This window comes from Streptococcus mitis subsp. hohhotensis (assembly GCF_020089495.2).
In the GTDB taxonomy this organism is placed as follows: domain Bacteria; phylum Bacillota; class Bacilli; order Lactobacillales; family Streptococcaceae; genus Streptococcus; species Streptococcus hohhotensis.
Map to the genome: position 1 here is coordinate 1 of NZ_JAIRCA020000031.1, position 11,518 is coordinate 11,518.

The following is an 11,518-nucleotide window of genomic DNA, read 5'->3' on the forward strand; positions in this document are numbered from 1 at the left end:
AAGCTAAAATCACAGAGTTCAGTTAGCTGACGTAAAAAGTGGGTTTTAGGAACCACGATATCATACAAACTAGAATAAGGACTGACATCCATAGTTAACTGATTATCAAGCATTATTTCACCTCATCTCTAGTATAACAAAAAAGCCATCAATTTGATGACTTTTTCAGTAGGCTCGTAAATCAAGGGTTTTTCTGTATATTTAATGCTAATTGCCGGGATTGAACCGGCGACCTCATCCTTACCATGGATGCGCTCTGCCAACTGAGCTAAATCAGCTTACTTAAAAAGTATACTACAGTTAGAAAATCTTGTCAAGTTTCCTAAGAAATTTTCCTAAAGAAAAAGCCAGGTAAGAGCTACCTAGCTTATCTTCTTCTATTTTCTTAAATCAATTCGACGACCAATTTTACCAATAATAATCGCTCCAATAATCAATGAGGCAAATTCACCAACTCCTGTTGTAAACCAAGTAAGGAAAAATGGTAATTCTGCTACAATATTTAACTCTGCAGCGATAGTAAACATGGAAATTGAAAAGAGGATTGAAAAAAAGAAATGATCTTTTCGAATTAATCCATTAAAGAGGTAATCTTTGCTGTATTTTGCAAAAAGCCAAACACCTAGACTGAGGAATACTAGGGTTGATCCACCACCAACAAAGACATCTAGCAGTCCGAAGCTAAAGAAATTAGCAATCATACAACCGATGGTAACTCCGATGATGTACTTAGGATTGTAAAAAGCCATAAAGTTCATCATTTCTGAAATACGGAACTGATAAGCACCATAGCTGATGGCATTTAGAGGCGGTGTGACAGTTAAAACGACATAGATAGCAGCAACGATTGCAATGTCTGCAACATCACGAATAGTTAATTTTTTCATCTTTTCTCCTTTAGCGGTTGCCCGCTTGTAATATGCTTGGTGAAAGAAGCTAAGCACCAAGGGTTGCTTTATCCAACCTTACTAGTATAGCACAATAGCCTGCTTTATGCTATACTTAAACCATGAAAATTCCTATTCAAAAATTTTTTAACAATGAAATTTTATCCTATCTCTTCTTTGGCCTTGCAACAACTCTAGTTTCGATTCTCTCACGACTAGTCATTTATCAACTAAGTCATCAGGAACTTCTTGCTACGACCTTGGCAAATATTATTGGTATCCTCTTTGCCTTTATCACAAATGATAGGATTGTATTTAAGCAAGCTAGGCAGAATTGGCCAAGACGTTTAGTGAAATTTTCTCTTGCCCGCCTTTCTACTTTTCTGTTAGACTTGCTCCTTACTTTTCTATTTGTAACCCAGTTTCCTAATATTATTGGTCAGTTCGTAAACGGTAATCTTGACAAAATCAATGCAATCGAAACAATACTTGCTCAAATATTGATAATTATTCTTAATTATATTTTTAGTAAGGTTTTTATTTTTAAAAAATAAAATTTCTGAGCATATATCTTGCAAGCTTTTCTTAATTAATATATAATAAATTATAAACTTTTTTTTGAAAGGAAATTATGAAAATGTTAAAAGATCTTAAAGCATTTTTGCTTCGTGGTAATGTTGTTGACCTTGCTGTCGGTGTGATTATTGCCTCTGCTTTTGGTGCTATCGTAACTTCATTCGTTAATGATATCATAACTCCACTCCTATTGAACCCAGCCTTGGAAGCTGCGAAAGTACAAAATATCGCTGAGCTTGCATGGAATGGTGTTACTTATGGTAAATTCTTGAGTGCTATTATCAACTTCCTTGTAGTTGGTACTGTGCTATTCTTTGTGATTAAAGCAATGGAAAAAGCTCAAAACCTTACTAAGAAAGAAGAAGCTGCTGAGGAAGCTCCAACTGGTCCAACTGAGTTGGAAGTACTTCAAGAAATCAAAGCCCTTCTTGAGAAAAAATAATCGATTAAAAGGATCTAGCGCAAAGCTAAATCCTTTTTCTTTACTCTTTTGGTAACTTACCTGCTTTCTCAAGCATTTTCTTGATCAAATAAGGCATCTTAACATTTTCACGACCTTTTTTCTCAATCAATTTTTTCACAAATTCTGGCATTTGTAAATCTTGAGATTCAGCCAAAATGTTTTTAGTCTCATCTGAAGGAACTAACTCATCAAAGGTTTCTTCTTCTGGGAGAAATTCCTTAAACTCTTTGTCCTCATTAGCTCTGACTGTATTAACCAAGGCATCAATCAAATGAGAATCTGTATTTGGCATTGGTGGACGATGGTAGTTTACCCCAAATTCCTGACACAAGTCATAACATTCCACATCATTATCAAATAAGACTTCAATATGCTCACTAATGAAGCTGATAGGAACAAAAATATAATGGTCTGGATGTTCTTTCTGTTCTCTGAGATACTCCAAAACATCTGGCTTAATCCATGGAATCCCGATATCACTTTCACTCTGCCAAGTGTTAGTATATTGCTCTGAACTCAAACCTAGTTTTTCAGCGATTAGCTTGCTATTTTCGAAAATTTGGTCAATATATGGGTCACCAAAATCCAAGGCAAAAATGGGCACACTGTGGGCTGAAAAGATGACTTTAAAGCTATCCTGCTTTACTTCTTCTTTTAAAATCTTAGCAATTTCATCTGCCCAATAGTTTAAGAGCGCTTCTTCTTGATACCAGTCCTTAATGACCAAAAATTGAATTTGTTTGCTTTCTAAAAATTTCTCATAACCCATGACAGAGTAAAAAGAATAATGAGGCTCCAAAATCAAACAAATACATTGCTCGATTCCGTCTGCTTCCATCTGACTAATCACATCTGGAATAAAGGGACTGGAAAATTTATTGGCAAAATAGACACTATATTCATTTTCTAGCCTAGCTTCTACTAAGGCAACCTCTTCACGGGTAATTCTTTGCAGAGGCGTACCTCCAATAAGTACATAATTATCATAGAGTGTTTGAATCTCGTGGTCTTGAGGTCTCACCCCACGACGAATATTTGTGAAAAAATCAGCTACACCTTCAAAGGTAATCTCTTCTGGCGAACCGAATGTCATCATTAAAATTGCTTTTTTCATAACTTCTTCCTTGTGATGTTTTTATCAAGTTTATTTTATCATTAATTCATCAATAAGTAAACGCTAACATAGGGACATTCTCAATCTTCTGTCTTTTGTTTTTCTCTTCTTTCTATGATACAATGGAAAAAATGAATTCAAAAGGAGTTTTTTATGACTTATCCAAATCTCTTGGACCGATTCTTAACCTACGTTAAGGTCAACACGCGCTCTGATGAACACTCTACTACTACTCCAAGTACTCAGAGTCAGGTTGACTTCGCAACCAATGTTCTTATCCCTGAAATGAAACGTGTTGGACTGCAAAATGTTTATTATCTGCCAAATGGTTTTGCAATTGGGACCTTACCAGCCAATGATCCATCTTTAACGCGTAAGATTGGCTTTATCTCCCACATGGATACTGCTGACTTTAATGCCGAAGGAGTTAATCCCCAGGTAATTGAAAACTACGATGGTGGTGTGATTGAACTTGGAAATTCTGGTTTTAAACTAGATCCAGCCGACTTCAAGAGTCTTGAAAAATATCCAGGACAAACGCTCATCACAACCGACGGAACAACCTTGCTAGGGGCTGATGACAAGTCTGGTATTGCTGAGATTATGACAGCCATTGAATATCTAACTGCTCACCCTGAAATCAAACACTGTGAGATTCGTGTTGGTTTTGGTCCAGATGAGGAAATCGGTGTTGGTGCTAATAAATTTGATGCAGATGATTTTGATGTGGATTTTGCCTACACTGTTGATGGTGGTCCACTGGGCGAACTTCAGTACGAGACCTTCTCAGCAGCTGGGGCTGAAGTGCATTTCCAAGGACGTAATGTCCACCCTGGTACTGCCAAAGGGCAAATGGTCAACGCCCTCCAGCTAGCAATTGATTTTCATAATCAACTTCCAGAGAATGACCGACCTGAGTTAACTGATGGCTACCAAGGTTTCTATCATCTTATGGATGTGACAGGTAGTGTCGAAGAGGCGAGTGCAAACTACATCATTCGTGATTTTGAAAAAAATGCCTTTGAAGCTCGTAAAGCAGCAATGCAGTCTATCGCTGATAAGATGAATCAAGAACTTGGTAGCGACCGTGTCACCCTAAACTTAACAGATCAGTACTATAATATGAAAGAAGTCATTGAAAAAGATATGACTCCAATTACCATTGCTAAAGCCGTTATGGAAGATTTGGGGATTACTCCTATAATCGAACCAATCCGTGGAGGGACAGACGGCTCTAAGATTTCCTTTATGGGAATCCCAACCCCTAATATCTTTGCTGGTGGCGAGAATATGCACGGTCGTTTTGAATACGTTAGCCTTCAGACTATGGAACGTGCAGTTGATACAATCATTGGTATCGTAGCCTATAAATACTAAAAATAGACTGGGCAAAAACTCAATTTTAAGAGAAAATGAAGTAAATCTTCACACAATAAAACGCATAGCATCAAGTTTTTTCTGTACTGATACTGTGCGTTTTTTGATTATAAATGCGAATTATTTAGTAGCACTTCTCTTTATTGATGAACTGCTTGAGCTGCTGTGATGAGGGTTAACTTGTAAACATCATCTGCATTACATCCACGAGAAAGGTCGTTAACTGGCTTGTTCAAACCTTGCAAAACAGGACCTACTGCCGCAAAGCCACCAAGACGTTCTGCCATCTTGTAGCCGATATTTCCTGCCTCGATACCTGGGAAGATAAAGACATTTGCTTGACCAGCTACTGTACTTCCAGGAGCTTTCAAAGCTGCAGTTTCAGGAACAAAGGCTGCATCAAATTGCAACTCACCATCGATTTCAAGGTCAGGTCGCAAGTCGTGAGCAATTTTAGTTGCTTCAACGACCTTATCAACGCTTTCACCAAACCCTGAACCTTTAGTAGAATAGCTCAGCATGGCAATTTTAGGCTCGATGCCAAACATCTTAGCTGTGATTGCTGAGTTGATGGCAATTTCAGCCAAGGCTTCTGCATCAGGATTGATATTGATAGCACAGTCTCCAAATAGGTAACGTTCCGTACCACGAACCATGAGGAAGGCACCTGAAGTACGAGTCACATTTGGACGAGTTTTGATGATTTGTAGGGCTGGGCGAACTGTTGAAGCAGTTGAGTGAATCGCACCTGACACCATTCCATCAACCAAGCCCAAGTAAACCAACATAACACCAAAATAGTTGACATCTTCAACCAAAACCTTGCGTGCATCTTCTTCAGACATTTTGCCCTTGCGACGCTCTACCAAGGCAGCAACCATTTCTTCAAATTGAGGATAATGTTGAGGGTCAATGACTTCATAACCATCCATGATCCCTTCAATTTCAAGATAAATTTTAATTTTTTCAGGATTTCCAAGCAAAACAGGAATCACTTCTGTTTCTTTTACCAAGCGTTTAGTCGCTTGAAGAATACGTGGCTCTTCCCCTTCAGGGAGAACGATACGAGCATTTTTACCAACCAGGTTGGCTTTGAGACTTTCAAAAACTTCCATGAGTTTTCTCCTTTTAGATAATAATTATACTCTGAATCGGTTTTTATAGAGTATTAGTTGATAACTGGGTAATAAGGTTGCTAAAATCATCCGGCAAGGGACTTTCTAACTGCAAGTCTTGCTCTAAAAATGGATGATAAAAGGATAGGTAATGGCAATGCAGAGCCTGACGTTGAATGCCGTCATCCAAGCTACCACCATACAAATCATCTCCCAACAAAGGAAAACCAATATGAGAAAAATGGACTCGGATTTGGTGGGTTCGACCAGTATGCAGGCGAATGTCGACCAAGTGGATATTTCCATAAGAAGCTACAATCTTGTAGGAAGTATGGGCATACTTTCCACCTTTAGCCACTCTTCTGGTGATAATGGAGTCTTCATCACGCGCAATCGGAGCAATAATTTCCCCCTCTGACTCCAAATATCCATCTCCTTTAACGAGGGCAAAGTAGCGTTTTTCAATGGACTTTTTCTGCAACTGCTTGTCTAATCGTGCATGGGCATAGCCGTGCTTGGCAAAGAGCATCAAGCCAGAAGTGTCCCTATCAAGTCTAGTTACAATGTGAACCTGCTGATTTTCATAGTCTTGCTTGACGTAGTAACCCTTGATAAAATTAGCGATTGTATTGGAGTGATTGACACTAGGAATAGAAGCCACTCCATAGGGTTTATTCAAGACTAGAAAATGGTCATCCTCATAGAGAATATCCAGAGGGCGCTCAATAGCTTCCAGAGTTTCAAAGCCTTCCTCGGCGGGAATATCAATGATAACGCGGTCTCCAATATCCAATAGATACGTCGCATTTTGTGGTTGATCATTAACCAGAATAGCCCCACCTCGAAACTTAATCTTGGCCAAAAGTCCTTTAGAAACCTCGTGCTTTTTCAAAAAAGTCTTAACCTTGACATGCTCATCTGCGATAAATTCAAACCTCATTCATTCACCTCACCGATGAAAGCATCCTTAACACGGTTCCAAAAACTGGTATGGCTAGGTGAAGCGACAAAGTGAATCTTATGATGGTCGATTTGATACTCAATTCGCTCAATATTACGGAAAGAATAAACGCTATTGTCAACCGAAATAGTATGGTAATCGTTTCTCGTTGGAATGAGTTCAATCTTATCCTTCTTAGGAACAATAATGGAAGAGCCCAGGGTTCGATAGACACGATTGTTAAGGCTAGCAATTTCCGTTAATTGTAAAGCTTCAATGGTTGGGTGTAAAACAGCTCCGCCAAGCGACTTGTTATAGGCCGTACTACCAGTCGGTGTCGAAACGGTTAACCCATCTCCACGAAAACGTTCAAAGTGGACACCGTTAATCACAACATCCGCCACCATGGTTCGATCAGACCTGCGGATACTGGCTTCATTTAGTGCTCTGAAAATCTTAACTTCACCATTTTCAAGAAAGACCTTCACATTTAGAACTGGGTAAGAGACTCTTGCTCCGGTATCTAGCTGCAAATTAGTCACTAGCTTGTCCAACTCAAAATCACGGTAGTCCGTATAGAAGCCCAAATGTCCCGTATGAACACCGATAAAGCGTACCTTATCAAGTTGGTTTTCATACTTATGAAAGGCCGACAAGAGCATGCCATCCCCACCAATAGAAATGACAATGTCCGGATTGGTATCATTGAGTATAAACTGATTTCTCTTCAAACGATCTCGCAATTCATACAAAACCCTTTGACTCTGCGGTTTTCTATTGGCTATCAGGTCAATTCGTTTACCTGTATTCTTCATCTGTATCGTCACTGTTTCCTACACCGTCATTTAATTTTCTACTCAAAGGATCAAAAAGTGCCTGGGCTTCTTGGATATCATCTCGAATTTTACCCATTTCTTCATCCAACTGATGGGCAATTTTGGCCGTGATTTCTAATCGCTTCTTTATCTCCTCTGGGAAATCCCCTTGGTACTTGTAGTTGAGAGAATGTTCTATCGTTGCCCAGAAATTCATGGCCAAGGTACGAATTTGAATTTCCGCTAAAATGGTCTTGGCTCCATTGATAGTTTCAACCGTATATTCTACTACCACGTGATAGGAACGATAGCCTGATGATTTTCGATGAGTAATGTAATCTCGCTCCTGAATGATTCGCATATCCTGACGTTTACGCAAAATCTCCACTACTTCCTTGACGTCATCTACAAACTGAACCATCACACGCAAGCCAGCAATATCCTGCAAATCGTGTTCCAAGGTCGCATAAGTAATGCCACGCCGAGCCATTTTCTCCTTGATGCTCTCAATCGGCTTGACTCGACCAGTCACAAACTCAATCGGAGAATGCTTATTTTGCTTACGATATTGCTTACGAATACCACGAAGTTTAATCTTTAACTCACCAACAGCTTGAATGTAAGGATCTAGAAATTCTTCCCATTCTAAGGTCATATATTCTCCCTTGTTTTCATATTATCCTTCAAAAATATCTTTGATTTTTTCTCCAGATTCATATACAATAAATACAATGCTTATTATACCATAAATCCGCTTTCAACGATAAAGAAAAGGTAAGAAAAATGAAACATTTAGAAATTGAATTGAAAACACTCTTGAAAAAAGATGAATACAATCGTCTAAAAGACCAGTTCACAGTTGTCACTCCTGTTCTTCAAAAAAATTACTACATCGACACTCCTGATTTTGAACTTCGAGAAAAGAAAGTTGCTATGCGCATTCGCACTTTTGAAGACTGGGCAGAATTGACACTCAAAGTCCCACAGAGTGTTGGAAACATGGAGTACAACCAAAAATTGCAACTAAAAGATGCTGAAAACTATCTGGCTAAGCAAGAACTTCCTCAGGGACTGGTGCTAAATGAATTAGCCAAACATGGTATCCAAAGCAAGAACTGGCAGGTACTTGGTTGTCTAACAACGCTTCGCTATGAAATGCAAACAGCTATTGGCCTCATGGCACTGGATGAGAGTCAGTACTTTGATATAACAGATTACGAATTAGAGCTTGAAGTTAAAAATCATGAGCAAGGCAAACAGGATTTCCAGCAATTTTTAGAGAAAAATCAGATTTCCTACCAAAAAGCTCCTTCAAAATTGGTTCGATTTGTCAAAAGCATGAAAAATAGCTGAAATAATCTCCAATTTTTGGTAAAATAGAAAAGATAAAAATACACAAATCCCAGTTCATATATGTAAGGCAAATATAACTAGGATTTATAAAGTTTACAGAGGACGGTCTATAATGTCAGATAGAAAAAACATGAAACTTTTCGCACTCAACTCTAACCAAGAGATTGCACAGAAAATTGCTCAAGCTGTTGGTGTCCCACTTGGAAAACTATCATCACGTCAATTTTCAGACGGAGAAATTCAAGTAAATATCGAAGAAAGTGTCCGTGGTTATGATGTTTACATCATCCAATCAACAAGTTTCCCTGTTAACAACCACCTAATGGAATTGTTGATCATGGTTGATGCTTGTGTTCGTGCAAGTGCCCACAGTATCAACGTTGTCCTTCCATATTTTGGCTATGCACGTCAAGACCGCATTGCTTCACCACGTGAGCCACTTACAGCTAAACTAGTTGCTAATATGCTGGTTAAGGCTGGTGTTGACCGTGTCCTTACGCTTGATTTGCATGCCGTTCAGGTTCAAGGCTTCTTTGATATTCCTGTTGACAACCTCTACACAGTACCCCTATTTGCAAAACATTACTGCGATAAAGGTCTACTTGGGTCAGATGTTGTCGTAGTTAGCCCTAAAAATTCAGGTGTCAAACGTGCTCGTAGCTTGGCTGAATATCTTGATGCTCCTATCGCTATTATCGATTATCCACAAGACGATGCAACTCGCAACGAAGGCTATATCATCGGTGATGTTGAAGGTAAGAAAGCCATCTTGATTGATGACATTTTAAATACAGGACGTACCTTCTCTGAAGCTGCAAAAATCGTTGAACGTGAAGGGGCAACAGAAATTTATGCTGTTTCTAGCCACGGTCTCTTCGTTGAAGGTGCTGCTGAACTTCTTGACAATACTAATATTAAAGAAATTCTTGTGACTGATTCAGTAGCAACAAAAGAAAAAACTCCTAAAAACGTATGCTACATCACTGCTAGTGAGTTAATTGGTGATGCCATCGTCCGTATCCACGAAAGAAAACCAGTCAGCCCACTCTTTGCCTACAACAAAAAGAAATAAGGTGATTCTTTGATTTATTTGGACAATGCTGCAACGACTCCCATGTCAGCAGTTGCTATTTCAGCGATGACCAAGGTTATGCAAGAAACCCACGGAAATCCTTCTAGTATTCATAGTCATGGACGACAAGCTGGCAAACTCTTGCGAGAAGCCCGTCAGGAACTAGCTCAGTTACTGGGAACAAAACCTCAACATATCTTTTTCACTTCTGGTGGGACTGAAGGAAACAATACAGCCATCATTGGCTACTGCCTTCGTCACCAAGAGCAAGGGAAACATATCATCACAACAGCAATCGAGCACCATGCTGTTCTTGAAACCATTGATTACTTGGTTCAACACTTCGGATTTGAAGCAACCATTATCCAACCCGAAAATCAAGAAATTACAGCTCAACAAATTCAAAAGGCTTTACGTGACGATACAATCTTGGTTTCTACCATGTTTGCCAATAATGAGACAGGAAACCTACTGCCCATTGCTGAAATTGGCCAAATACTCAAGCAACACCCTGCTGCCTATCATGTCGATGCAGTTCAAGCAATTGGTAAAATCCCAATTCATCCAGAAGAATTGGGCATTGATTTTCTCACTGCCTCTGCCCATAAGTTCCATGGCCCTAAGGGAATCGGTTTTCTCTACGCATCTAGCATGGAATTTGATCCCTATCTACATGGAGGAGACCAAGAACAGAAAAAACGTGCAGGAACTGAAAATCTGCCTGCCATCGTAGGCATGGTTGCAGCCCTAAAAGAAGACTTAGAAAAGCAAGAAGACAATTTTCAACATGTACAAAATTTAGAAACTGCCTTTCTTGCAGAGCTAGAGGGAGTTCAATATTACCTGAATAGAGGCGAACACCATCTCCCTTATGTTCTCAATATTGGATTTCCTGATCAGAAAAATGACCTCTTACTCCTTCGTCTAGATTTGGCTGGGATTTCAATCTCTACTGGCTCAGCCTGTACGGCAGGCATTGTCCAATCTAGTCATGTTCTCGAAGCCATGTACGGGGCAAATTCAGAACGCTTGAAGGAATCCGTTCGTATCAGTTTGTCGCCACGAAATACTGTTGAAGACCTACAAACCCTCGCAAAAACCTTAAAAGAAATTATCGGAGGTTAGCCATATGGCATTTGAAAAAACCATTCAGTTAAAAAATTGTCGTTACGACTACACTCTTAGCCCTTCTGTTAAAAAATTCACCCTTAAGGACAACACCTTTTTTGAGACTAAGGTTGGTAACTATGAATTGACTCGCCTTTTGGAAAAAGTTCCGAACAGCGGTGAGGGATTCCAACTCAAAATCATCATTAACAAGGAACTTACAGGGGCTAAAATCAATATCACTGACAAGTTTGGCCTTCGTCTAGTTGATATTTTCAAATCAGAAGACCACCACATTCATCAGGAAAAATTCTACTTCCTCATGGATAGCTTGGTAGAACGTGGTGTCTTTACAAAATCGGAAAGATAGGTCCTATATGTTTGAACTGACCTATAAAGACAGCTATCATGTAGAGCGCACTCTCAAGTATGAGGATTACGAGGCTCTCATGCTGGCTCTGTCAGGATGTGTGACTCTGCCAGATACACTTTATGTGACTTCTCTGACTTTTAAGGGCCAGAAAGTTTATCAGGGTCTGGTCGGAGACCTCTACCGTTTTCTATCACATGCAGATTTTTTACATCAAGGTAAATTCCCAAACTAAGTTCCACCGCTAATCCAAGTGGAAGTTAGTCTGATAAAAATTCTAAAAACCAGTGGAAATCCGTGTCAGGGTAAGTTCCACTAGTTTTAATCAT

Annotated in this window: 14 protein-coding genes, 1 tRNA gene and 1 riboswitch; of the genes, 8 read left to right on the forward strand and 7 right to left on the reverse strand. The window is 39.3% G+C overall.

Annotated features, from left to right (window positions below; genetic code table 11):
* Positions 1–205 precede the first annotated feature (205 nt).
* Both K4Z77_RS09425 and K4Z77_RS09430 read right to left on the reverse strand, forming a co-directional pair.
* Positions 206–278: transfer RNA gene (locus K4Z77_RS09425), tRNA-Thr, on the reverse strand.
* A 99-nt stretch (positions 279–377) separates the two neighbouring features.
* A complete protein-coding gene (locus tag K4Z77_RS09430) occupies positions 378–887 on the reverse strand; it encodes a QueT transporter family protein (RefSeq protein ID WP_224219157.1) in 510 nt (169 codons plus the stop codon).
* Positions 885–981: riboswitch (PreQ1 riboswitch) on the reverse strand. (Overlaps the previous gene by 3 nt.)
* Positions 982–1,009: 28 nt before the next feature.
* Here K4Z77_RS09430 and K4Z77_RS09435 point away from each other — a divergent pair.
* Positions 1,010–1,441, forward strand: coding sequence for a GtrA family protein (locus K4Z77_RS09435; protein WP_224219158.1), 432 nt, complete (start codon positions 1,010–1,012; stop codon positions 1,439–1,441).
* Between the two features lie 83 nt (positions 1,442–1,524).
* Positions 1,525–1,905, forward strand: a complete 381-nt coding sequence (gene mscL / locus K4Z77_RS09440) for a large conductance mechanosensitive channel protein MscL (RefSeq protein ID WP_224219159.1) — start codon at positions 1,525–1,527, stop codon at positions 1,903–1,905.
* Between the two features lie 40 nt (positions 1,906–1,945).
* Here mscL and hemH read toward each other — a convergent pair whose 3' ends face one another.
* The gene (gene hemH, locus K4Z77_RS09445) at positions 1,946–3,040 is read right to left on the reverse strand and encodes a ferrochelatase (protein ID WP_224219160.1); all 1,095 of its coding nucleotides are present in this window, start codon (positions 3,038–3,040) and stop codon (positions 1,946–1,948) included.
* A 153-nt stretch (positions 3,041–3,193) separates the two neighbouring features.
* Between hemH and pepT the strand changes: the two genes are divergently transcribed.
* Positions 3,194–4,417, forward strand: coding sequence for a peptidase T (gene pepT, locus K4Z77_RS09450; RefSeq protein WP_224219161.1), 1,224 nt, complete (start codon positions 3,194–3,196; stop codon positions 4,415–4,417).
* A gap of 140 nt (positions 4,418–4,557) precedes the next feature.
* Here pepT and pta read toward each other — a convergent pair whose 3' ends face one another.
* Genes pta through yjbM form a run of 4 tightly spaced genes read right to left on the reverse strand, consistent with a single transcriptional unit; the run spans position 4,558 to position 7,942 of the window.
* Complete coding sequence (gene pta, locus K4Z77_RS09455; protein WP_000451580.1) at positions 4,558–5,532, reverse strand: phosphate acetyltransferase; 975 nt, start codon at positions 5,530–5,532, stop codon at positions 4,558–4,560.
* A gap of 43 nt (positions 5,533–5,575) precedes the next feature.
* Positions 5,576–6,472 (reverse strand): RluA family pseudouridine synthase, encoded by an 897-nt coding sequence (locus K4Z77_RS09460; protein WP_070843044.1) that lies wholly within the window; start codon positions 6,470–6,472, stop codon positions 5,576–5,578.
* Entirely contained in the window at positions 6,469–7,287 is an 819-nt protein-coding gene (locus K4Z77_RS09465) for an NAD kinase (RefSeq protein ID WP_224219162.1), read from the reverse strand. The genes K4Z77_RS09460 and K4Z77_RS09465 overlap by 4 nt, the downstream gene beginning before the upstream one ends.
* A complete protein-coding gene (yjbM, locus tag K4Z77_RS09470; RefSeq protein WP_224219163.1) occupies positions 7,271–7,942 on the reverse strand; it encodes a GTP diphosphokinase in 672 nt (223 codons plus the stop codon). Before yjbM ends, K4Z77_RS09465 begins: the two co-directional genes overlap by 17 nt.
* 128 nt (positions 7,943–8,070) lie before the next feature.
* Here yjbM and K4Z77_RS09475 point away from each other — a divergent pair, with 128 nt between their 5' ends.
* The 5 genes from K4Z77_RS09475 to K4Z77_RS09495 all read left to right on the forward strand — a co-directional run bounded on the left by K4Z77_RS09475 (position 8,071) and on the right by K4Z77_RS09495 (position 11,424).
* Positions 8,071–8,640: a CYTH domain-containing protein gene (locus tag K4Z77_RS09475; protein WP_224219164.1), complete on the forward strand. Its 570-nt coding sequence runs from the start codon at positions 8,071–8,073 to the stop codon at positions 8,638–8,640.
* Positions 8,641–8,752: 112 nt separating this feature from the next.
* Positions 8,753–9,712 (forward strand): ribose-phosphate diphosphokinase, encoded by a 960-nt coding sequence (locus K4Z77_RS09480; protein ID WP_001283823.1) that lies wholly within the window; start codon positions 8,753–8,755, stop codon positions 9,710–9,712.
* A 9-nt stretch (positions 9,713–9,721) separates the two neighbouring features.
* Positions 9,722–10,837: a cysteine desulfurase family protein gene (locus K4Z77_RS09485; RefSeq protein ID WP_224219165.1), complete on the forward strand. Its 1,116-nt coding sequence runs from the start codon at positions 9,722–9,724 to the stop codon at positions 10,835–10,837.
* Positions 10,838–10,841: 4 nt separating this feature from the next.
* Positions 10,842–11,189, forward strand: coding sequence for a DUF1831 domain-containing protein (locus K4Z77_RS09490; protein ID WP_000863540.1), 348 nt, complete (start codon positions 10,842–10,844; stop codon positions 11,187–11,189).
* A gap of 7 nt (positions 11,190–11,196) precedes the next feature.
* On the forward strand, positions 11,197–11,424 hold the full coding sequence (locus K4Z77_RS09495) for a DUF4649 family protein (protein ID WP_224219166.1): 228 nt from the start codon (positions 11,197–11,199) through the stop codon (positions 11,422–11,424).
* Positions 11,425–11,518 lie beyond the last annotated feature (94 nt).